Annotated in this window: 20 protein-coding genes; 7 read left to right on the forward strand and 13 right to left on the reverse strand. The window is 36.8% G+C overall.

Annotated elements, in window-relative coordinates; all coding sequences use genetic code 11:
* The first annotated feature begins 66 nt into the window (after positions 1 to 66).
* Together ACVFVN_RS08475 and ACVFVN_RS08480 are read left to right on the forward strand one after the other, a co-directional pair.
* Positions 67 to 915, forward strand: coding sequence for a hydroxymethylglutaryl-CoA lyase (locus ACVFVN_RS08475; RefSeq protein WP_456234971.1), 849 nt, complete (start codon positions 67 to 69; stop codon positions 913 to 915).
* Positions 916 to 996: 81 nt separating this feature from the next.
* A complete protein-coding gene (locus tag ACVFVN_RS08480) occupies positions 997 to 1,401 on the forward strand; it encodes an OsmC family protein (protein ID WP_165134633.1) in 405 nt (134 codons plus the stop codon).
* Between the two features lies 1 nt (position 1,402).
* On the opposite strand, the gene ACVFVN_RS08485 is transcribed toward ACVFVN_RS08480, so the two are convergent.
* The 8 genes from ACVFVN_RS08485 to ACVFVN_RS08520 form a co-directional block, all read right to left on the reverse strand.
* Positions 1,403 to 1,729 carry an SUF system Fe-S cluster assembly protein gene (locus ACVFVN_RS08485; RefSeq protein ID WP_456234932.1) on the reverse strand — a complete coding sequence of 109 codons (327 nt, stop codon included), beginning with the start codon at positions 1,727 to 1,729 and terminating at the stop codon, positions 1,403 to 1,405.
* Between the two features lies 1 nt (position 1,730).
* Positions 1,731 to 2,423 carry a 3'-5' exonuclease gene (locus ACVFVN_RS08490; RefSeq protein WP_456234972.1) on the reverse strand — a complete coding sequence of 231 codons (693 nt, stop codon included), beginning with the start codon at positions 2,421 to 2,423 and terminating at the stop codon, positions 1,731 to 1,733.
* Between the two features lie 81 nt (positions 2,424 to 2,504).
* Complete coding sequence (locus ACVFVN_RS08495) at positions 2,505 to 3,839, reverse strand: quinol:cytochrome C oxidoreductase (protein ID WP_165134639.1); 1,335 nt, start codon at positions 3,837 to 3,839, stop codon at positions 2,505 to 2,507.
* Between the two features lie 11 nt (positions 3,840 to 3,850).
* Positions 3,851 to 4,546, reverse strand: coding sequence for a c-type cytochrome (locus ACVFVN_RS08500; protein WP_456234933.1), 696 nt, complete (start codon positions 4,544 to 4,546; stop codon positions 3,851 to 3,853).
* A gap of 1 nt (position 4,547) precedes the next feature.
* Positions 4,548 to 5,069, reverse strand: coding sequence for a DUF3341 domain-containing protein (locus ACVFVN_RS08505; RefSeq protein ID WP_456234934.1), 522 nt, complete (start codon positions 5,067 to 5,069; stop codon positions 4,548 to 4,550).
* A complete protein-coding gene (gene nrfD, locus ACVFVN_RS08510) occupies positions 5,056 to 6,453 on the reverse strand; it encodes an NrfD/PsrC family molybdoenzyme membrane anchor subunit (protein ID WP_165134648.1) in 1,398 nt (465 codons plus the stop codon). The genes ACVFVN_RS08505 and nrfD overlap by 14 nt, the downstream gene beginning before the upstream one ends.
* A gap of 18 nt (positions 6,454 to 6,471) precedes the next feature.
* The gene (locus ACVFVN_RS08515; protein WP_456234935.1) at positions 6,472 to 9,534 is read right to left on the reverse strand and encodes a TAT-variant-translocated molybdopterin oxidoreductase; all 3,063 of its coding nucleotides are present in this window, start codon (positions 9,532 to 9,534) and stop codon (positions 6,472 to 6,474) included.
* Positions 9,535 to 9,555: 21 nt separating this feature from the next.
* Complete coding sequence (locus tag ACVFVN_RS08520; protein WP_165134654.1) at positions 9,556 to 10,914, reverse strand: c-type cytochrome; 1,359 nt, start codon at positions 10,912 to 10,914, stop codon at positions 9,556 to 9,558.
* Between the two features lie 185 nt (positions 10,915 to 11,099).
* On the opposite strand from ACVFVN_RS08520, the gene ACVFVN_RS08525 reads away from it, so the two are divergent.
* Positions 11,100 to 11,615 carry an SPOR domain-containing protein gene (locus tag ACVFVN_RS08525; RefSeq protein WP_165134657.1) on the forward strand — a complete coding sequence of 172 codons (516 nt, stop codon included), beginning with the start codon at positions 11,100 to 11,102 and terminating at the stop codon, positions 11,613 to 11,615.
* A 52-nt stretch (positions 11,616 to 11,667) separates the two neighbouring features.
* On the opposite strand, the gene ACVFVN_RS08530 is transcribed toward ACVFVN_RS08525, so the two are convergent.
* From ACVFVN_RS08530 to ACVFVN_RS08550, 5 genes are read right to left on the reverse strand one after another with little or no spacing between them, the layout of a single operon-like run.
* On the reverse strand, positions 11,668 to 12,942 hold the full coding sequence (locus ACVFVN_RS08530; RefSeq protein WP_456234936.1) for a DUF6080 domain-containing protein: 1,275 nt from the start codon (positions 12,940 to 12,942) through the stop codon (positions 11,668 to 11,670).
* A 59-nt stretch (positions 12,943 to 13,001) separates the two neighbouring features.
* Positions 13,002 to 14,543 carry a protein adenylyltransferase SelO gene (locus ACVFVN_RS08535; protein WP_456234937.1) on the reverse strand — a complete coding sequence of 514 codons (1,542 nt, stop codon included), beginning with the start codon at positions 14,541 to 14,543 and terminating at the stop codon, positions 13,002 to 13,004.
* A gap of 33 nt (positions 14,544 to 14,576) precedes the next feature.
* On the reverse strand, positions 14,577 to 16,946 hold the full coding sequence (locus ACVFVN_RS08540) for a penicillin-binding protein 1A (protein ID WP_456234938.1): 2,370 nt from the start codon (positions 16,944 to 16,946) through the stop codon (positions 14,577 to 14,579).
* A gap of 7 nt (positions 16,947 to 16,953) precedes the next feature.
* Positions 16,954 to 17,421, reverse strand: coding sequence for a gliding motility lipoprotein GldH (locus ACVFVN_RS08545; RefSeq protein ID WP_456234939.1), 468 nt, complete (start codon positions 17,419 to 17,421; stop codon positions 16,954 to 16,956).
* The gene (locus ACVFVN_RS08550; RefSeq protein WP_456234940.1) at positions 17,414 to 18,784 is read right to left on the reverse strand and encodes a PSP1 domain-containing protein; all 1,371 of its coding nucleotides are present in this window, start codon (positions 18,782 to 18,784) and stop codon (positions 17,414 to 17,416) included. The genes ACVFVN_RS08545 and ACVFVN_RS08550 overlap by 8 nt, the downstream gene beginning before the upstream one ends.
* A 380-nt stretch (positions 18,785 to 19,164) precedes the next feature.
* Between ACVFVN_RS08550 and ACVFVN_RS08555 the strand changes: the two genes are divergently transcribed.
* The 4 genes from ACVFVN_RS08555 to ACVFVN_RS08570 all read left to right on the forward strand — a co-directional run bounded on the left by ACVFVN_RS08555 (position 19,165) and on the right by ACVFVN_RS08570 (position 23,660).
* The gene (locus tag ACVFVN_RS08555; protein ID WP_456234941.1) at positions 19,165 to 20,400 is read left to right on the forward strand and encodes an OmpP1/FadL family transporter; all 1,236 of its coding nucleotides are present in this window, start codon (positions 19,165 to 19,167) and stop codon (positions 20,398 to 20,400) included.
* Positions 20,401 to 20,414: 14 nt separating this feature from the next.
* Entirely contained in the window at positions 20,415 to 21,950 is a 1,536-nt protein-coding gene (locus tag ACVFVN_RS08560; RefSeq protein WP_456234942.1) for an SGNH/GDSL hydrolase family protein, read from the forward strand.
* Positions 21,951 to 22,042: 92 nt separating this feature from the next.
* Positions 22,043 to 22,984, forward strand: coding sequence for a ribose-phosphate pyrophosphokinase (locus ACVFVN_RS08565; protein ID WP_456234943.1), 942 nt, complete (start codon positions 22,043 to 22,045; stop codon positions 22,982 to 22,984).
* 64 nt (positions 22,985 to 23,048) lie between these two features.
* The gene (locus ACVFVN_RS08570) at positions 23,049 to 23,660 is read left to right on the forward strand and encodes a 50S ribosomal protein L25/general stress protein Ctc (protein ID WP_456234944.1); all 612 of its coding nucleotides are present in this window, start codon (positions 23,049 to 23,051) and stop codon (positions 23,658 to 23,660) included.
* Positions 23,661 to 23,668: the final 8 nt, after the last annotated feature.

Genomic DNA, 23,668 nt, shown 5'->3' on the forward strand with positions numbered 1-23,668 from the left:
TTTTAATTCTTTAAAAAATATAGTCATCTCCAGAATTTGGTAGAATAAAAATAGTAAATGAAAGAACTGTTTCTAACAGAATGTCCACGGGACGCTATGCAAGGTTGGGGCGAATTTATCCCAACTCAAAAAAAAATTGATTACATCAACGCCTTAATGGAGGTCGGTTTTGATGTATTAGATTGTGCTAGTTTTGTAAATCCGCGCACTATGCCACAAATGGCAGACTCAGGAGATGTCGTTGATGAGATTGATAAATCTTTGTCCAATACAAAATTATCTGTCATTGTTGCCAATCTTCGCGGTGCCGAAAAAGCTTTGGAACATGATAATGTTGACATTTTGGGATTTCCTTTCTCGATTTCGGAGACATTTCAACATCGTAATACCAACAAAAGCCGAGAAGATGCTTTTGAAGAAATTATCAAAATTCTAGATTTAGCAAACGCACAAGGAAAACAGCTAAATTTGTATTTCTCTATGGCTTTTGGAAATCCTTATGGCGAAAGCTGGGCTTGGGAAGATGTGGATTTTTGGGCAAAGCGTTTTGATGAAGTTGGAATTAAAGAAATACTTTTATCGGACACAACAGGTGTTGGTGATACCGAGCGCATCAGTCTTTTGTTTAATAAAATCCCTTGCAAATATCCTAATATTAACTTCGGGGCACATCTACATAATCGTTACGAAGATTCTTATAAAAAGCTAAAAGCAGCTTACGACCAGGGATGTCGACGATTTGACAGTGCAATTAAAGGAATTGGCGGTTGCCCTATGGCGAAAGATGATCTTGTGGGAAATATGCCTACAGAGCAGGTTTTCAACTTTATGGCTGTTGAAAAAATTGATATTCATCAAAACATGTTAAACTTCGAAAGCACTTATAATAAAGCTAAAGATATTTTTCATTTTTAATATTTTTGCAAAACATTACTTTATATTCTAACATATTTAGCAAAATAATGATTAAATTTATAATACATTAATACTAAAACTATGACTTCTAAAACAACTTATTTAGGCAATAACGAGATGGATTCTGTTCATGAAGATTCTGGCAATACCATGCACATCGGGATTCCACAAGATAACTTTAACAAGAGAGATAACTTCTCGCCTACTGATCTTTTCGCAACCTCTTTAGCACAAAGTATTTTTGCAGCGATAAGTGTGCTTGGAAAAGATAGGAATATCGACATTACAGGAGCAACTTGCGAATTGAAAAAAACCATGTATTTCCAACCAAGAAGAATTGGAGAAATATTCTGCGTTTTAAAATTTCCGCAAAAGCATTCTGAAGACGAAAAGAAATTTATCGAAGATACTGCACACAATTGTCCTGTGTATTTGAGTCTTCACCCCGATATCAAGAAAATTTTGATATTCGAATACGCAGACTAGTTTATAACATTCCGAGTTCGAAGCGCGCTTCCTCACTCATCATATCTTTTGTCCATGTAGGTTCGAAAGTCAAGTTAATTTTAGCAGCGGTAACGCCTTCTACAGCTTTCACTTTTTCTTCAACCTCCATGGGCAAAGATTCTGCTACCGGGCAATTCGGAGATGTTAGCGTCATTACCACAACCACTTGTCCTTCGTCCGAAATTTGCACATCGTACACCAATCCCAACTCATAAATATCTACTGGAATTTCTGGATCATAGATACTTTTAAGCTCTCTGATGATGTTATCTCCGATGTCTGCAATTTGTTCGTCTGTATATTTCATTTTAATCTAAACGTTTTATAATATCTTCCTGTCTCATACGTCGGAAAATATTACACAAAGTTAAGACATCTTTTTCACAATATTTAACTATTCTTAATAAGTCTTTCTCCTCGTAATAAATTTGAGCGACTTGTGAACCATCAATATCGTCTTTCGGGGTTGGAATATTAAAAATATGGGCTAATAATTCTAAAGATACATAAGACTTCCAATCACCGAATTTCCAAAGCTCCATCGTATCGATATGTGGAATTTCCCAGGGTTTTTTACCAAACATTTGAAAAACTTTGGGAGGTTCAATGCCATTTATTAAAAGCCGGCGCGCTATGTAGGGAAAATCAAATTCTTTTCCGTTGTGTGCACAAAGTATAACATCGCGAAGTCTTGCGCTGTTGAAAATTTGGCAAAATTCTAATAATAAGTCTTTTTCATTATCATTATAAAAAGATTTAATTTTAAGTTTAGCTTGATCTACTATCCCGATAGAAATACAAATAATCTTTCCAAACTCTGCCATAATGCCTGCTCTTTCACCGTAGAAATCATCGGCAGTAATGTCATCCTTACGTTGATTTTTAGTTTTCTTATCCCACAGCATTTGCGTCGCTTCATCATTATCGCTATAACTCGGATTCTGTGGTACAGTTTCTATATCTAAAAAGAGGACCTTTTCAATGGAAATTGCCTTTATCATCATTTTTTATTTTAATATTAAATATACAAAAAAAAGAAGCCCGAAAAATATCGGGCTTCAAATTCTAAATAACAATATCTCTTAAAAAGGATATTCGTAAATCTCTGATTCGTGGAAGAATGGGTTTCCAGTTGGCATTAATTTTAATTTTGTTAATGCTGTAAATACTACAAAAACAAATAAACCAACAACCGCTGCGAACGATCCAACTGTTAATAATAGAGTTGGAATGTTGTTCCAATAAGGGCCTACTGTTCCCGGCATTACCATGTTGAAATAATCAACCCAGTGTCCAAAGATAACAATAACAGCCATAGTTGTAACCACTTTGTAATTACGTTTTATGCTACTACTTACTAGAATTAACAATGGTAGTAGGAAGTTAATAATTAACATTGGTAAGAATGTTGGACCGTAATACTCGAATCTACCGAAGAAGTAGTTAACCTCTTCTGGAACGTTTGCATACCAATAAAGCATGAACTGACAGAACCAAAGGTATGTCCAAAGCATACTTGTTGCGAACAAATACTTACCTAAATCGTGTAAGTGGTTATCATTGAACTGAGGATAAAATCCTTTTTTCTTTAAATAAACAGCTACCAAGATAATTGCAGCTACAGCAGTTGCTAAACAACTCACCATAGAATACCAAATATACAATGTAGAATACCAGTGAGGGTCTATTGACATCAACCAATCCCAAGCCCACGCTGCAGAAGCAAATCCGAAGAATGCGATGTATCCTACGCTCCAGTTGTATAGACTAGCATATACTTTTCTGTCGCCGTTAGTATCGTCCACTTTCTTAGAAGTTTGTTTAAGCTTCCATGCAAAGAAGCTCGCTCCTAATACATAGATAAATGTTCTAATAATATAAGACGGAATATTTAAGAACAATTTCTTCTCATAAATAATCACATCGAAATGTGGGTCATTAGGATCTGTTAATGCTGGATCCATCCAGTGGAACAAATGTCCCATGTGGAATGCATTTAGCAAAACAATTATAATAAGAATAGCGCCTCCGTATGGGATAAAAGAAGCCACAGCTTCCATAACTCTTGTTACAATAATAGACCAACCTGCATGTGCCGCATGCTGAATACTATAAAAGAATAAAGCAGCACAACTAACTCCGAATAAGAATACCGCAGCAACATGAAGCGCAGCCAACGGCTGGTTTCCAACTTGCATTTTAGCGTGATCTAAATGCGCTTGGTGGTCTTGTGGACCTACCATTTCGCTAGAGTGTGTTGGGTTATCATGACCACCTGAATGAACAGCTTCCATCCAGTGGGTAATAGTAGTATCATCAATTCCTTTATTTAAGGCAAATCCAGCCGCAAATAACACTAATCCTACAACAATCAGTATAATGGAATATAATCTTAACTTAGGTGAAAAACTATACATGTTCTTACTTTTTATTTTTTAGTATTAGTATTAGTTTCAGTAGCTGTTGCAGCCGCAGCATCGCTTGAGTTAGCTGTTTCAGCAGGAGCAGCAGCACCTTTGAACGCGTTCATCACATATAGCGCCACTCTCCAACGGTCACCAGCATTAAGCTGACCTGCGTAAGAACCCATGGCATTTCTACCATTAGTTAATACATAGTGTACAGAGCCAATTGTGATTTCTCTATCTTTATAATTTGGAACTCCCGAATAAGCGCCTGATTGAACAATTGAACCTTGTCCATCTCCTCCCACACCATGGCAAGCAGCACAAGTCTGGTCATATAAATGTTTGCCTCTTTCAAGATCTTTCTCAAGATTTTTAGCGACAAGAGGGGAAGTAGTCATTGTTTTTGAAGCATCGTAACCTGCATTGTATTCGTCTACATTTTTAGGCAATGCTTGGTCTTCAATAATACCGTCTGCATTCTGAGGAACAGAACCTTCTACAGGTTTTAATCCTGTTGCGCCATTGTTAGCAACAAAAGCTGGGATTTCGTTTTCGTGTTTGGAATAAGCGTCTTCTGCCTTCATCAATGGATCATAAGCCACTGGGAAGTACATATCAGGGAAATACACCAAAGGTGGATTCTCTTTACTACAAGAGGTTAAAAGAACACTTGCAAAACCTAAAACGGTAGTAATTTTAATAATATTCTTTTTCATCTTAAGCGTCTTTTACTGTTATTTCTTCAACACCAGTATCTACAAGAATCTGTTTGATCGTTTCAACATCATCTGATACAAATTCCATCAGGAACTTATCATCCGTTGTTCTTGGATCTGGATTCTGAGGTTTTGCCCCTGGATACATTTTATTTCTAACTAAATAAGTTAATGACATAAGGTGCGCCGCACAGAATACCATTAGCTCAAACATTGGCACCACGAAAGCTGGCATATTGTGTCCCCAGTCAAAAGCGGGTTTACCACCAATATTCTGAGGCCAGTCACGAATCATAGTATAATACGTTACTAAAGCTCCAATTGAAACACCATAAACAGCGTAGAAGAAAGCAGCATCAGAAATTCTTGTTTTTCTAAGACCTAAAGCTTTGTCTAGTCCGTGTACTGGGAAAGGCGTATAAACTTCGTTAATCTTGATACCTTTATCAGTGAAGGCTTTAACGCCGTGCATTAAATCATCGTCGTCGCCGTAAAGTCCGTAAATAATTTTAGTGGTGCTCATCTCCTTCTTTTGCTTTATAAGTTTCACCTGAAATTTTCAAAATACTCTTCAATTCTGCCTGTGCAATTACAGGGAATGTTCTTGCATATAATAAGAACAATACAGAGAAGAAGCCTATCGTACCAAGGTATACACCAACGTCAATAATTGTCGGCATAAACATTGTCCATGATGATGGTAAGTAGTCTCTTGATAAGTTGATAACAATAATATCAAAACGCTCGAACCACATACCAATGTTAATAATCAATGCAATAATAAATGTTGCGAAGATGTTTGTTCTAACTTTTTTGAACCAGAACGCAGCTGGCACCACCAAGTTACAAATGATCAACGCCCAGAATGCCCACCAATAAGGTCCTGTTGCTGCACCTGGAGAAAGATATACGAAATCTTCAAATCTAGATCCAGAATACCAAGCGATAAAATATTCGCAAGCATAAGCCACTGTTACCATACCACCTGTTAAGATGATTACGATGTTCATAATCTCAATGTGGTACATTGTGATATAATCTTCTAAGTGACAAACTTTTCTTGCAACTAACAACAGTGTTTGTACCATTGCAAATCCTGAGAAAATCGCCCCCGCAACGAAATAAGGAGGATAGATGGTTGAGTGCCAACCCTTAATAACCGACGTTGCAAAGTCAAATGATACCGTGGTGTGTACAGAGAATACAAGTGGTGTTGCTAAACCTGCAAGAACCAAAGACAGTTCTTCAAATCTTTGCCAATGTTTTGCTTTACCGCCCCATCCAAATGAAAGAATTGTATAAATCTTTTTGTTGAATGGTGTTTTAGCTCTATCTCGAATCATTGCAAAATCCGGAATAAGTCCCATGAACCAGAATACAACTGATACTGAGAAATACGTAGAAATCGCAAATACGTCCCAAAGTAGTGGTGAGTTAAAGTTAGTCCACAAAGACCCGAATTGGTTTGGCAATGGGAATACCCAATAACCTACCCAAACTCTACCCATGTGGATAACCGGGAAAATCGCTGCTTGACAAACGGCGAAAATCGTCATCGCCTCGGCAGAACGGTTAACCGACATTCTCCATCGTTGTCTAAATAATAATAGTACAGCGGAAATAAGTGTACCGGCGTGACCAATACCTACCCACCATACGAAGTTGGTAATATCCCAACCCCAGTTAATGGTTTTGTTTAATCCCCAAGCACCTATCCCCGTTCCGATTGTGTATGCAATACAACCAAATCCGTAGATAAACAGTACTAATGCAGCGTATAGTGATGCCCACCATAGTTTTCCTGCACGTTCCTCGATAGGTCTTGCGATATCTTCCGTAATATCGTGATAAGTCTTATGACCAATAATTAAAGGTTCCCTTATCGGAGCTTCGTAATGTCCTGACATCTTTTACCTATTTATTATTTAAACGTTATTTTCTTTTCTATTTCTAATCTTCGTGTGGTAGAACACGTTTGGCTTGGTACCGATTTCTTCAAGTAAAATATACTTTCTCTTATCGGTGAACAATGTTCTAACTTCTGAGTTGACATCGTTCATATCACCAAATTTCATTGCGCCTGTAGAACAAGCTTTAGAACAAGCCGTTTGGAATTCTCCATCAGCGACTCTTCTTCCTTCCTTCTTAGCTTCAAGGATAACATTCTGTGTCATTTGGATACACATAGAACATTTCTCCATAACCCCTCTTGTTCTTACAACAACGTCCGGATTAAGAACCATTCTTCCCAAATCATTATTTTGATTAAAATCAAACTTATCGTTTAGGTTATATGTAAACCAGTTGAAACGTCTTACTTTATATGGACAGTTGTTCGCACAATATCTTGTACCAATACATCTGTTATAAGCCATTTGGTTTTGACCTTGTTTACCATGTGATGTTGCCGCTACTGGACAAACAGTTTCACAAGGAGCATGGTTACAATGTTGACACATTACTGGTTGGAAGATAACATCTGGCGTTTCGTTTGGTTCAATTAGAATGTTGTACATTCCTGGAACGTCTAATCCACCATCAACAGCTTCTTGTTGTGATAATTTACCGTCTTGTTTTACTTTATCAAACTCTTTTGGTAGTTTCGAAGTATAGTAACGGTCAATTCTCAACCAATACATATCACGAGACATTCTCACCTCTTCTTTTCCAACAACAGGAACGTTATTTTCTGCTTGACATGCGATAACACACGCGCCACAACCAGTACAAGAGTTAAGATCTACTGACAAGTTAAAATGTGATCCATCTGTATCATCGAAAGAGTCCCAAAGGTCAATCTTTCCAATTGGAAGTGCGCCACCAATAGTGTGCATTTCTAATGGTTTATTCCACTCATTAACATCACCTAGGAATTCTGTAAGCGTTGCTTCTTTAGCAATCTCATATCGTCCCATAAGTGTATTTTGAAGCTGTACTCCAGCAAACTCATGCTCTTCTCCAGCATCTTTGATACTTACGTTTGATAAAATCGTATTGTAACCATCAAATAGTGGATAAGCATTAACTCCTGTTTCCGCTACTTTACCAGAATCTTTTTTACCATAACCTAAGGCTAAACCTAAAGATCCATCAGCCTGACCTGGCTGAATAAATACGGGAAGAGATTTCAGTTCAACACCGTTAACAGTCAAGTCAACTGTAGAACCATCAAGCTGCATTCTTCCGTTAAGCTCATTTTTGATACCTAAACGCTCTGCATCTTTAGGAGAAATAGTTAAGTAATTATCCCAAGACAATCTTGTGATTGGATCTGGAAGCTCTTGTAACCAAGGGTTATTAGCTTGTGTACCATCACCGATTGCTGTATTAAGATATAATTGCAATTCTAAATCTGAAGCTTTGAAAGCGTTCAATTCAGCAACTGCTTGACCAGCGTTTCCACCAGCGTAAGATAATGTACTACCAACCGCAGCATCATTAAAACCATTATATAAAGCTTTGTTGAACGATGTTCCGCCTAATAATGTCGCAGCATTGGCTTTCAAATAAGTATAATAATCATTAGCAGGACTTCCTTTACCGTTGATCCAAACTAATAATGATTCTTCAATTTGTCTTGATTTATAAATCTTTTGAATCGTTGGCTGCATTAGCGCGTAAGATCCAGTTTCTGGAGCGATGTCACCCCAAGATTCTAGCCAATGTGCTGCAGGGATAATTGCCTTCGAAGCTTTGAAGATTTCGTTCTTCTTATCTGTAATAGCAATTGTACAAGCTACTTTTGCCATAGCACTTTTGAAAGCTTCCGCTTTAGCAAAAGAGTATAAAGGATTCGTTCTATTTGAAATTAAAACCCCAACTTGACCAGCATTCATTGAAGCGATAAGCTCATTGAATTTTGCATTGTCATAATCCTTAAGAAGATTCGCTTTCCCAGTGAAAGCAACTGAACCTAATTTTTGATTGATTAAATGCGCTAAAACGTAAGCCGCTTTTGATCCATCAGCAAAAACAACCGCTTTGTTTCCTTTAGCTTGAAGTTCTTTAACGATTTCAGCAGCTACTTTATCAGAAGTACCGCCGTTAAGACCATTGTATACTTCAACTAAAGTTTTATTAACTGCACTTGGTTTAAGTCTAATTCTTGAGTCTGCGTTAGCACCTGTCAAAGACATGTTAGATTCCACTTGGATGTGTCTCAACATATTCTCTCCCGGTTTTCTTGCAGCGGCATAAGAGGTTTCTAAACTACCAGCATTATAATCTGCTAAAAAATCTGCTTGGAAAGACACTACCAATTCTGAACTTGAAAGATCATAAACTGGTAAAGCTCTTTGTCCAAATACTTCTGTTGCGGCATCCAAAGCTGCTGCATAAGGATAAGTATCATAAGTTACTAATTCCGCAGAAGGATATTTTGTTTTAAAATCAGCAAACAACTTTTTGAAAGTTGGGCTTGGCATTGAGTGTGACAAGATTACAATCTTTTTACCCGCTGCCTGTGCTTCGTTAAGACCTTTGATAGCATAGTCATCAAGCTGATCGAAAGAAACATCGCTTCCATTAAGTTTTGGCTGCTTTAGTTTATCATTGTCATAAAGGGACAATACATTTGCCTGTGCTCTAGCATTAGTTTTACCCAAGTTACCAGCAGCAGGATTTGGTTCAATTTTGATAGGGCGACCTTCTCTTGTTTTAACTAAAACACTTGAGAAATCGAAACCATCGAAATAAGCTGAAGCATAATAATTAGGAACTCCAGGAATGATGTCATGCGGTTTCACCACATAAGGAATCGTCTTAATAACTGGTGCCTCACAAGCTGCTAAAGTAACAGCTGCAGTCGAGAATCCTAATAATTTAAGGAAATCTCTTCTGGAAGTACCGGAATTATTCATTTTTTCCGCATCTCCTAAGAATTCATCAACTGGAATTTCATTCTGAAACTCCTTTTGAGCCAATTTCGCGTTAAGCGATTGGTCTTTTAGTTCGTGAATACTTCTGAATTGTATTTTATTTGAAGCCATTGATACTTCTAATTTTTGTTATTAATAATGACACTTACCACACTCTAGACCACCGATAGCATCTACCGTAATCTTTGTTCCTTCGCCGTATTGTTTTTTCAACTTATCGTGAAGGTTTTTGAAATACTCTTGGTTGTAACCGTTTGACATATCAACTTCTGTAGTACGGTGACATTCGATACACCATCCCATAGTAAAGTCGTTTGCCATCTGCACAACATTCATTGTATCTACTTTACCGTGACAAGCTTTACAAACAACATCGATTTGGTTGTTAGGATTCTTCTTGTTAAATGCTGAGATAATCGCTTTTTCACCAGCTACAACGTGTTGAGAGTGGTTAAAGTAAACGAAATCTGGCATATTGTGAATTCTTGTCCATTCGATTGGAGTGGTTTTCCCAGTGTACTGTTGCTTGGCTGGATCCCAACCTGCTGCAGCATAAATCTTCTGAATTTCTCCGTCGTAGAATGCCTTGTCTTTTCCTGGCTCCATGTAAGCACCATTGTATTCAGAGATACTTCTGTGACAGTTCATACAAACGTTAACAGATGGGATTTCTGACACTTTACCATACTTAGCTCCAGAGTGACAAAGTTGACAATCAATCTTGTTATCTCCAGCGTGGATTTTGTGAGAAAAATGAATTGGCTGCTCAGGCGCATAACCTTTGTAAACCCCAATCCACATTAATGAATTCCAAACACCATACAAAGCAAGCATCGCCAAAATTGCTATAACACCCTTACCAACATAGTTGTACTTTTTGTATAACTCGGAGAAAGAATTAATTCTTGTAGAATTAAGATCCGACAATTCTGGTGTCTGCTGAAGCTTCACCAACTGTCTTATCTTCACTAATAACCAAAGTAACAAACCTGCAATAACAACAAAAGCTGCTAAAATCGCCTGCGAGTTAAGTTGACTTTCTTGGGCTTTTTGCGCACCAGCAAGATCACCTCCCGTGGCTGCTGCCGCATCAGCCTTTGGTTCTTCTTTTGGCGGATCTGTCGTATAGGCTAAGATATCATCGATATCCTGATCTGACAAATTCGGGAATGCCAACATTTCTACTTTGTTGAATTCCTCATAGATTTGGTTAGCGTACTTATCACCAGAAGCTCTAAGTGCTTTGTTATCCTTAATCCATTTGTGTAACCAGTCTGTTTCCAGACCTTGCTCCTTTTTCAGTTTATCGACAACTCCTCCCAAAGCAGGTCCAATCATCTGTTTGTCTAAGGCGTGACAAGCCGTACAATTGGCCTTAAAAAGGTCAAGACCTTTCTTTGGATCTCCTTGTGCATTAATAGAAGCGCTAGTCAATAATAGCAAACCGAGTGCTATCAGACTTTTTTTGTAATGCTTTCTCCAACTAATCATTTAATTAATCTTGGGTTAGTAAAAAATATTGAGTATACATTCAATTGCGCAAAAATAAGACTTTAACATAAATTTATGAGAACCTTTATTCTGCTTTTTCTCATTTGTAAACAATTTGTAATGTTTCTAAATAAGAAAGTTTGGCATTTTTTTTATTTATCCTAAATTTGTGAAAAATAAAATAAATGAAAATCCTTTCAAAAGTTTTGTGCTTATTAGTTTTTATAACAGCTTACAACATTGATGCTCAATACATTGTTAAAAAAGACACCATTTCTGGAACTCCAGTTACGATAACTATGGATACGAGAATTGATAACCTTATAACTAAACAAGAAGAAACTTGTGCCCGTCCAAAAGAAAATATTTCTGACAACAACAAGCCAACAAAAATTGTTGTACCAAGCAGAGAACTAACAAATACTGAAATTTGTCGCCAAAATCCTAAAATCATGGGATACAAGATACAAGTTGCCGTTGTTAAAAGCAATGACGAAGCTCGAAAAATTGGCGCAGATTTTAGAAAAAACTTCCCTTCTCTTAAAGTAGAAATCGACGCTTCATTGAGACCGAATTACAAAATTTTAGCCGGAAGTTATTTTAACAAACAAAGTGCATCATCTGACCTCAGCCGCGTAAAATCCGTCTATAGTACGGCCACACCAGTGCAGTACAGAATTTTCTGTGTCGAGGCAAAATAGAAAAAACATCACTTTCAAGAACCATAAAATCCCGAAGCTTTTCGGGATTATTTTATTTGTAGAAAAGGTTTAAAAATTCTATAAATTCTCCTAAACGCCAAACATTATTAATGCCAATATACATCGTAAGAACAATCAAAACACTGGTTAACGCGGAAATTATTTTCGCTTGTTTTCGATAGGCATAAAAAAGCCAGCCGATCATCAATGGGAAAACAAAAACAAAATGTCCTCCATAAATGTAAGACGTATGCAAGCCAAATTTGAGAACACAATGTATTATAACATCGATCATTAAAGACCAAAACAGAATCTGAACAAGTCTGTTTCTAAAATTTTTAATAAAACTCCAAAAAATTAAAACAACAACAATTCCGACAATGATGTAGGAAAAAACACTCGAATACACATCCATGAAAATAGCTTTGTAGTCGAAGCCTTTTTTGTTGTGGTAATCACGTAAAATAAAAGATGGAAACATTATATTTCCTCCAAAAAACCAAGAATAAATCATATCCCAAAGCGGCGTAACTTTCGGGTTAGAAAACTTCTCGTATTGCTCTCCGGTTTTATCAAAAAAATTTTGAAATTTAAAATCAATTCGGTTTAAAAATAATAACGCAAAAACAGCGACGGAAACGAAAATTTTAGAAATTTCGATACTTATTTTTTTCAGATTCCAATACAGTTTTGGTTGGAAAAGCATTGGTAAATAGACTTTAACAATATTTGTAATCGTCAAACCGCCCACACCAACGCCAAATAATGTAATCGCTGTAAAAGACAAATCTTTGTCCGCCTGATATTGTCGCGCCACATAATAATTAAACAAACACAGCAAAAACAAGGTGTAGGTATAATTTTCTGGCGTGAAAGACAGCAAAATATTAGTTGTAAACAACGAAAAGAAAAGTGTTATCAGCAGAGCTAAAAACAAAGGAAGCTTGATAATTTCTTTTAAATATTTAAAAATCTGAACGATGCTAAGGCTAATGATAAAACTAGAGCATAACGCCAACACCACTCTAAAATCGGCATTCAGTTTTCCATTGGAAATCCAAAGTGCAAAATCCCGAATCATATCGAAGAAATAATTGGAAAGCGGATGCCTCTCAAACCCGCCGCCAGTCATAACAATCGCGCGATTATCGAAACTAAAATACGCATCCCAAGGAATTCGATCGTCAAAAACAATTCGGAAATTCTTAGCAATAAAATATGCAAAACTAGAATAACTAATAAACACGATAGAAAAAACAATCCACTCCCATTTTTGGGAAGGGAAAACTAACTTCAAAGTGTTAAAAAAAGTCGTTTTAAATTTCAACTGAAAATTTTTTGCAAAAATAAGAATTCAGAGTAGAAATTGCTTTAGAATTTTAAAAATTACGAACTACACGATAATTGCGAGCAGCCATAGACCATATTATATTTTTGCGGGCGTTTTGCCAAAAGCACATCATCATGATGTCCATAAGGCGTTTGCAAAGCTTTCCACAACGCATTGAATTTAGTATTATCGCCGTTTTCTAAATCCTGAATCGCTTCATACAACAAATAATTTCGAAGAATAAATTTAGGATTGTTCTGGGACATCAATTGTTGACTTTCTGGACGCGATATAAGATTTTGATTTAGTCGTTCTTGATAATTTTTAATAAAATCAGAAATTCGGGCGACATCTTCGACACTTGGTTGGTGATAAAAACAATTATTAAAATCTTTTGCATCAAGATTTTCTTTTAAAACCAAATCCGTTAAAGTGTTAAAAAATAAAGTATGATCCAATTTTAAATCCTGCATCATTTGTTGCCAAGTTGTAAAAAATGGCTCATCGATTTTTAATAAAGTATCAAAACCAAATTTTTTACACAACATCTCATCATGCAACTTCCAAAAATCAGAAGCGTAATGTTCTAAAATCTCTTGTAAAGCGGTTTCATTTTTAATTATTGGAAACAGCGCATTTGCGAGTTGCAAAAGATTCCAATGTGCGATTTGTCCTTGTTTTCCATAAGCGTATCGACGTCCTGGCAAATCTGTGGTATTGGGAGTGAATTCCAAATCATATTCGTCCAACATCGAGTATGGCCCGTAATCTATCGTTAAACCGAGAATCGACATATTATCGGTATTCATCACCCCATGCACAAATCCAACACGATACCATTCGATAATCATTCTGGCGGTGCGATCCGCGACAGCTTGGAAGAAATCCAAATTTTTTGTTTCTGAGTTGACATCCACTTCTTCAAAATAATTTTCGATGGCAAAATCAATTAATTTTTGAAGCGTATCAAACTCTTTTCGTGCAGCCAACAATTCAAAATGCCCAAACCTCAAAAAAGATTCCGCCACGCGAAGAACAGTAGCGCCTTGTTCTTGTTTTGGGTTTCCATCATAAGCAATATCTCGGGTTACCAATTCGCCAGTTTTCACAAGACTCAAAGCTCTCGTTGTTGGCACACCAAGATAATACATCGCTTCACTCATCAAAAACTCACGGACTGAAGATCTGAGAACTGCACGTCCATCAGCAAAACGGGAATAAGGCGTCGCGCCGACGCCTTTCCATTGCAATTCGGAAGTTTGGTTTTTTTCATTTTTAATTTCGCCTGCATAAATGGCGCGTCCATCACCTAATTGTCCAGCCCAATTTCCAAATTGATGTCCCGCGTAAGCTGTTGCATAAGTTTCGATATTTTTTGGTAAATCTTGGGCTGCAAGAAATTTTAAATCATAATCTAAATTCCCAAGTCCAATTTCTTGACTTAACTTTTCATTAAAAGCAATTAATTCTAAATTTTCAAAATGTGCTGCAGAAACTGTTGCAAACAAAAATCCTGGTGTTTGTCTTTGGTGTAAATCCCCTGAGAAATCTCCTGGAAACCTATCAACAAAGTTATGTGTAATGTTATGAATATTCATTGTTAAAAAAAGCCCACAAAAAGTGGGCTGTAATTATTTGTTAAAATCTATTTCGTCTCCAGAATTTAGTTTCTCGTTGAGATTCTCTTCTTTCTTGGGACTATTGTTGTTATTGCTTGGCGGTGGCGTTGGATTTTTAATTTCATCCATCGTTCGGAGTCCGCCTTCGTCACCGTAGCCGCCGCGCAAACCACTCAGATCCGAGCAGCTTCCTGTCCAATCTGTTGGTTTTATAAATTTATCTTCTGGTGAAATCCCTAAAGATTTATCAGCATAAACTTTCTTCATAAAAATCGCCCAAATAGGAAGCGCCATTTTGGCACCTTGGCCTTCGCCAGTACTTCTAAAGTGGGTGGCACGGTCTTCCCAACCAACCCATACTCCAGTTGCTAATTTAGGTGTAATACCCATAAACCAACCATCGGAGTTTTTCTGCGTTGTACCCGTTTTACCTGCAATTTCGGCAGCCACGACACCACGACGTTTCAGTTCTCCAGAAGCAGTACCAAATTCGGTTACACCTTTCATTAGGTCAATCATGGTGTAAGCATACATTTCGTTCATCACTTCTTTCACAAGAGGTTTCACTTCTTTAATAACGCGACCATTAGCATCTTCAATACGCCAAATCATCTCTGGTTTGGTATAATTACCGAAGTTAGCAAAAGTACTATAAGCGCCTAACATTTCGTAAATCGTAATATCTGATGTCCCTAATGCCATTGGCAAATGTGTATCAATAGGATCGGTTACACCCAAATCGCGAGCTGTCTGAATAACATTCTTGGTACCAACCATTTCGGCCAAACGAATAGCAACTGGGTTTTTGGAATGTGCAATGGCATCTCTCAAAGTTAACATTGCACCATTACCTGGTACAGACCAATTTCCTTTAGTATAAGTCGCATTAGAAACTTGCGAACAAGGCGTCATCCCCAAATGCATAATTGCTGTTGCATATACAAAAGGTTTAAAAGTTGATCCAACTTGACGTTTTCCTTGTTTTACGTGGTCGTATTGGAAATGTTGCCAATTGATACCACCAACCCAAGCTTTGATATCACCTGTTAATGGATCCATAGACATTAGTCCTGCTTGTGCAATTTGCTTATGATAACGGATAGAATCCCAAGGTGACATTTCTATTTCTTCTTCGCCACCCCAAGTGAAACGTGTCATCTTCGTTGGTGTTTTGAAATCCAGCATAATAGAATCTTCTGGCATACCTTCGGCTTTCATTTGCTTATAACGTCCTGTACGTCTTACTGCAGACATCATAAGGTCATTAATTTGCGTCTTGCTCAAGTTGTAATAGGGCCTATTCGCATTGTATTTCATTTCGTTATCGAAATTTTTCTGCAAACTTGTCAAATGTTCCTTAATGGCTTCTTCTGCATACACTTGCATTTTAGAATCTAAGGTTACATAGATTTTCAAACCATTTTTATAAAGATTTAGCTCTTTACCGGTTTGTTTTTCGTATTCGTCTAAATATTGCTGAATTTCTTTTCTTAAATAAAATTTATAATAAGCAGAATAACCTTCTTCCACCCTTTCAATTGGATGAAAGTCCACAACTATTGGTTCCTGAATTGCTTGCTCATAAGTTTGCTGATCCAGATAACCTGTATCCAGCATTTGTTTTAGAACAACGTTTCGTCTTTCTTTTGCTTTTTCAGGCTTGCGATAAGGATTATTTTTACGCGGGTTTTCTAGCATTGCTACAAAAGTCGCTGCTTCTGGAAGTGTTAAATCCTTTGTTGATTTATTAAAATAGACTTTAGAAGCCATCTCTACACCTTTTGCATTGAACAAGAAATCGAACTTATTAAAATACAAAGTCACGATTTCTTCTTTGGTATAGCGTTTTTCCAAACTAACAGCCACGCACCATTCTTTAAGTTTCTGGAAAGCACGCTGAAATTTGTTTTGAGAAGCCTGACCTGTGAACAAAAGTTTTGCTAACTGCTGAGAAATCGTAGAACCTCCACCTCTATCTCCACCGAAATATATGGCTCTTGCAACCGACTTAAGGTCTATCCCAGAATGTTCTTTAAAACGTTCATCTTCTTTAGCTTGCAATGCATAAACTAAATAAGGTGGCAATTGTTTATAAGTAACAGGAATTGTCTTTTCTTTCTCAAACTTTCCAAGCAACTGATTGTCAGAAGAATAAATTTCTGAAGCAACGTAGATATCTGGATTATCCAACTCTTTCACTTCGGGCATATCGCCCAAAAAACCTTGAGAAACTGCAAAAAACAAAGCAGAAATCCCTAAAACGACTGCAATAAGACCTATCCAAATAAATTTAATCCATTTTCTAGTTCCTGAAGAGTTTTTTTTCTTTTTTGGTGGCAATGGAAATCCAGTGGTAGGTTTTGATTTTTTATTGTTTTCCATATTATATTTATGGCTTTACATTTACAATTTTAACTCCGACGTCTTCAATTCCTGCGAGTTGGTCATTTCGCATAGCTTGTATTGCGCCAATGCTGTATTTGCCATCTTTTGGAAATTTGAAATCTGTTTTGTATTGGAACATGATTTCTTTAGTATCACCAAAACCACTTCCTAACCATTGTCCATTAGGTTTTGCCAAAACATAGTTAAGCGTATCTTTTGATAAGACTTTGTTGGTGTCATCAAAAATCGTCCCAATTAATCTCAAATTACTATAAGGATAGCTGTCGTTATTTCTAATAACAAAGATAATATTTTTCGGAGTTTGATGATTTTGAACATCAAAACTTAATTCGTACATTTTGTTTTTAGCCCAAGTAGCCTTATCTAAAGACTGCATTGCAATAACCTCATCCGGATTACTACAACTAAAGACAATAAGCACCAAAGTCATTATTCCTAAAAACTTACGCATTGTTGGAATTATTGGAATTAGGATTTGTTGGTTTTTTATTAAATTTTTTCTTATTGTTAAATGGCTTTCTCGGCTTTTTTTGTTCATTAGCGTTACCATCAACATTTTCTTGAGATTTAACTTCTTTTTTTACCTCTCCTTTAGGATTGTTTTGAGATGTTTTTTGATTATTAGCTCTTGCATTCTGCGGGTTAGGATGATTAGCATTTCTATTATCCTTTTTATTATCGCGCTCATTACGAGGTCGGTTGTTATTCTTTCTATTATTTGGTCTAGATTTTTTTTCAAATCGATCCAAACTACTTTCCTGAATCAAATCCACCTTAACACTTGGTGAGGTTTGTGCTTTAAAATCTTCAAGCGCTGGCGCAGGTTTTCCTTCGTTATTGATGGCAATCATCTTCTTGACATCGTCAATATCAATATCATACCACGCCATCGAATTTTCCACGTAAGCAAACCACATTTTGCGTTTGAAAACGTCAATTTTAATACAAAAAGCTTTTCCTTTTTCAGTATTTAAAACCGTGTTGGTTGCTGGAAAATCCTTCAAAGTATCCACATAACTGTCGAGCTCGTAATTAAGACAACATTTCAGTTTGCCACATTGTCCTGCTAATTTTTGAGGATTGATACTCAATTGCTGATAGCGCGCCGCATTGGTATTAACCGAGCGAAAATCTGTCAACCAAGTAGAACAACACAACTCTCGACCACATGATCCGATACCTCCAACTTTGGCAGATTCTTGACGGAAACCTATTTGTTTCATATCAATTTTGGTACGGAACGCGCCAGCAAAATCTTTAATCAATTGTCGAAAATCGACGCGACTATCTGCTGTGTAATAAAATGTGATTTTGGATCCGTCGCCTTGGTACTCAACATCTGTAATCTTCATTTCCAGATTAAGCGCATAAGCCAATTTTCGGGCTTGGACTTTTATATCGTTTTCTTTTTTACGAAGTTCTTGCCAAACTTCTACATCTTTTTGGGAAGCATGTCTATAGACTTTAAGAAGAACATCTGTAGGGACTTTTTTCTTTTTCATCTGGATTTTCACCAGTTCGCCTGTTAAACTAACTACGCCAATATCGTGACCGGGATTCGCTTCTAGTGTAACAATGTTGCCTACCGAAAGGGGCAAGTTATTTGTGTTTTTGAAAAAATATTTTCGGTCGTTTTTAAAACGCACTTCAACAAATTCGTTGGAAGTATTGCCAGGATTTTTAACATCTGACAACCAATCGAAAACACTTAATTTATAGCTATTTCCACAAGTATCTACACTGCTACATCCATTCGAGGATTTTGTTCCACATGAATGTCCTGAATCTCCGGATGTTTTACATCCACAACTCATATTAAAAAATATATTATTCTCGCAAAGTTAACATATTTTTGATTAAAGTCATCTTGAAGATTCTTTAAATGTAAAATATCTGTAATTTTTAAGATTTTACTAAAAAACAAACCCTTTTAATAAAGATAAAGCAAAATATCCATGAAAACACAAATGCAATTCACAGGTAATTATTATGGTTCGCATTGCAATGTTTAATATTAAACATTTTTAAAATAAAACTTTTAAAAGCTTAAAAAACAGCTATAAAATTAGATTTAAATACATTTATAAAAATTAAACAGATTAAATTATTAAATGATTGTTTAACAAAATTTACAAAATTTTAACATTGATAATAAAATTAATTTTATATTTGAGCATAATATAACATTACTTCTATGAAAAAATTACTTATAACAACGGCTTTAGCAGCAGGTGTTTTATCATACGCAGGTGGATTCCGTGTTTCTTTACAAGGAGTTAAACAACTTGCGATGGCACACACAAGTGCACATGCTGAAGACGCAAGTGTAACATTCTTCAACCCTGCGGGGATGTCTTTCATCCCGGCTAAACTAAGTGTTGTTGCAGGTGGTTTCGGAGCATCCAATAAAGTGACATTCCAAAACTTGTCAACCTTAGAATCTACACAAACTGACAATCCACTAGGAACGCCTCTGTACGCAGCGATCGCCTATAAAGTAACCAATGACTTTTCTGTTGGTTTCAATTTCTCAACGCCTTTTGGTAGTACAATCCAATGGCCTGAAACCTGGGAAGGCGCGGAGCTTGTGCAAAAGATGGAACTTAAGAGTTTCTATTTCCAACCTATGGTTTCTGTAAAACTTGCACCTTGGGCTTCATTCGGCGCTAGCTACATCTACGCTAAAGGAAAAGTTGATTGGGACAAAGCGGTTACACAATTTGGCGGAACGCTTAACATCAATGATGAAAAAGCTTCTGGACATGGATTTGGATTTGGTTTTTATTTCCAACCCAATGAAAAATTAGATGTAAGTGTTGCTTATCGCGCACCTATTGACATGAAAGCTAAAAATGGAACTGCTACCTTTAACATTCCTAAATCTCTATATCCAAATCTTGGAGTCGACGCAAATGGTCAGGATAAATTCAAAGCAACATTACCATTGGTTGACGAATACACCATTGGTGCAACTTTTAAAATTACGCCGAAATGGTTGGTATCTGCAGATTTCAACTACACCGGATGGTCTAGATACGAGCGTTTAACATTAGACTTCGAAAATGCGCCTGTCGGCAACCAACCAACAGACCCAACAATTTTGGTTACACCAAAGAACTTTAAAAACACTAAAACTTTCAGACTTGGTACGCAATATATGATTAACGATATGATTGCTGGTCGCCTAGGTGCATATTATGATGAGTCGCCTTATTCTAATGACTATTTTATCCCAGAAACACCATCATTTAACTCGTATGTTATTACTGCTGGTCTTGGATTCAAATTCAATAAATTGGGTGTAGACATCGCAGGTGCTTACGCAATGCCACAAAGTCGTCAGGTTAATAACACGTATTATAACTTTATTGGACAAGCTAAAGCTAAGGCTTATTACTTTGGACTTGGACTATCTTATAACGCGTTCTAAAATTTTAAACTATTATGAAAAAGATATTATTTTCAATATTTAGCATTTCAGCTTTATTTGTAACACAAAGTTGTAATACAGATTTCGACAACGATGTAACAGATATAAAAGTAACCAACGGAGAAGTAGATTTTACCAGATATGTTGCTTTAGGAAACTCGTTAACATCTGGCTACAGAGACAACGCACTCTATATAGATGGTCAAAACGAATCTTATCCATCGATGCTTGCCCAACAAATGAAATTAGCTGGTGGCGGCGAATTCTTACAACCATTAATGGCTGATAATAATGGTGGTCTTTTATTGGGACCTAACAAAATAGCGGATACAAAACAATACATTAGCGCAATGGTTAATGGTGTGCCTGATATTAAAAACGCTAACGACAACAAACCAACAACTAATGTTCTTAACAAATTAACAGGCAATTTCAATAACATGGGGGTTCCTGGTGCAAAAGTAGCACACCTATTAGCTCCTGGTTACGGAAACCCTTCTGGTATTGGAACAACCGCCAACCCCTATTTTGTAAGATTTGCATCTACTCCAGAAGCATCTGTTATCGGCGACTTCTTATCCCAAAAACCGACATTCTTTTCTTTGTGGATCGGAAACAACGACGCTTTATTATATGCATTGGCTGGAGCTGACAGCAACTTAGAAACACTAACACCGACCGACCAGTTCAAAACATATTACAACTTATTGGTTAGCCAAATTGCAACAACAAAAGCAAAAGGCGTTATTGCAAACATCCCAGATGTCACAACTATCCCTAACCTTACAACTGTACCTTACAATCCTTTAACTGCAGCAGTTTTAGGACAAGGCAATGCGACTATAGGGAATGCAACTATCGATCAATTGAATGCAAATCTTTACGGACCATTAACCCAAATTCTAAAAGCGGTTGGTGCTGGAGACAGAATTCAATTATTAAGCAAAACAGCAGCTAATCCACTTTTAATAAAAGACGAAAGCCTCACAGACCTAAAACAAGCTATTACTTTTGCTGCAGCTAATTCTGGCAATCCAACTTTAGCCGCACTAGCAAATTACCTAGGTGCAACCTATGGACAAGCGAGACAAGCCAAAAAGGGCGACCTTGTCCCATTAACAGCAAAAGCAGCAATTGGAACAATAGAAACTTTACCTCCTGGTGTTCCTGCTGAATTAGGCGCAAGAGGTATTGCCTATCCATTTGCTGACAGATATGTTTTGACAAGTACAGAAGTTACAGAGGTAAACTCAGCGATTGCCAGTTATAACGAAACGATAAAAGCTGCTGCTACTGCTAACGGCTATGCATTTGTAGATGCCAATGCAAAAATGAAAGAACTTGCGCAAAAATCTGGCATCCAATGGAATGGTGTAAAATATACCGCAACTTATGTGACAGGAGGCGCATTCTCATTGGACGGTGTCCACCTAACAGGTAGAGGTTACGCCATCGTAGCCAACGAATTCATGAAAGCCATAAACACCAAATACAAATCAACTTTACCAATGGTAGATGTCAACAAGTATTCTGGCGTAACATTTCCTTAATTAAAGAAACACCAATTATTCTTTATAAAAATAAACCACTTGAATTTCGAGTGGTTTATTTTTTATTAAATTTGCACAAAATAAAAAGTAAAATGCTAGATCAACAACCCAGCTATCTATTTTCAACTAGAACAAGTAGAGTTTTAGCTGAAAAAATTGCTGAAAACTACGGCCAAGAATTAGGGAAAATCATTATCCAAGATTTTAGTGATGGAGAATTCGAACCTATTTTAGAACAATCTGTCAGAGGTGGACGTGTATTTTTAATCGGGTCAACTTTCCCCCCTGCAGATAATCTTTTAGAATTACTTTTAATGATTGACGCAGCGAAAAGAGCTTCTGCCAAAAACATTACTGTTGTACTTCCTTATTATGGGCTTGCAAGACAAGACAGAAAAGACAAGCCAAGAGCACCAATTGGAGCAAAACTAGTGGCCAATCTTCTTACTGCCGCAGGCGCTACAAGAATTATGACAATGGATCTACATGCGGATCAGATACAAGGTTTCTTCGAAATTCCAGTAGATCATCTTTATGCTTCAACTATTTTTGTTGATTATATCCAACAACTTAATCTTGAAGATTTAACAATTGCCTCACCAGACATGGGAGGCGCCAAAAGAGCAAAAAATTATGCAAGCCACTTGGGTGCAGAAGTTGTAATCTGCTATAAAGAAAGAAAAAAAGCCAATGTTGTTGAGGAGATGCTTTTGATTGGCGATGTTACTAACAAAAATGTTATTCTTATCGATGATATGATAGACACAGCAGGAACATTGTGTAAAGCAGCTGACATTCTTGTGGAAAAAGGTGCAAAATCTGTAAGAGCTATTGCAACACACCCTGTATTATCAGGAAAAGCATACGATAATATTCAAAATTCTAAAATTTCTGAAGTTATCGTAACAGACTCTATCCCTATCAAAGAAGGGCTATCTCCAAAAATAAAAGTATTGACTTGTGCGCCTCTTTTTGCTGACGTTATGAAGAGCGTGCATGAACATCATTCTATAAGCGATAAGTTTATCATATAAATTAAATTTTACAGAACAAAATTTTTCTGTATATTTGCACACTTAAAATTTAAACATTTTTAAAATGAAATCTATTACAATTCAAGGTACAAAAAGAGAAAACGTGGGCAAAAAGTCTACTAAAGCTTTGCGTGATGCTGAATTAGTCCCTTGTGTTGTTTATGGAGGTGCTGAGACTTTGAACTTCTCTACTGAAGAGAAATCATTCAAAAACTTAGTATATACTCCTGAAGCACACACGGTATCTATTGAGGTTGATGGTCAAACAATTGCTGCTGTACTTCAGGACATCCAGTTCCACCCAATTACTGACAAAATCTTACACGTTGACTTCTATCAATTATCTGCTGACAAGCCAGTTATCATGGAAGTTCCTGTAAGAATTACAGGTCGTTCTAAAGGTGTTGTTGCTGGTGGTGTATTAAGACAAACTTACCGTAAGTTAAAAGTTAAAGCTATCCCAGCTAACTTACCAGACGAAATCGTTGTTGACGTTACGCCTCTTAGAATCGGTAACAAACTTTATGTTGGCGCATTGAAAAACGATAATTACACTTTCATGCACCCAGACAACGCAGTTATCGTAGCTGTTAAGATGTCTAGAAATGCAATGAAAGCTGGCGCATCTGCAGCGCAAGATGATGATGACGAAGAAACTTCTGAAGCAGCAGAATAATATTTGCA

This window comes from Soonwooa purpurea, from assembly GCF_053891095.1.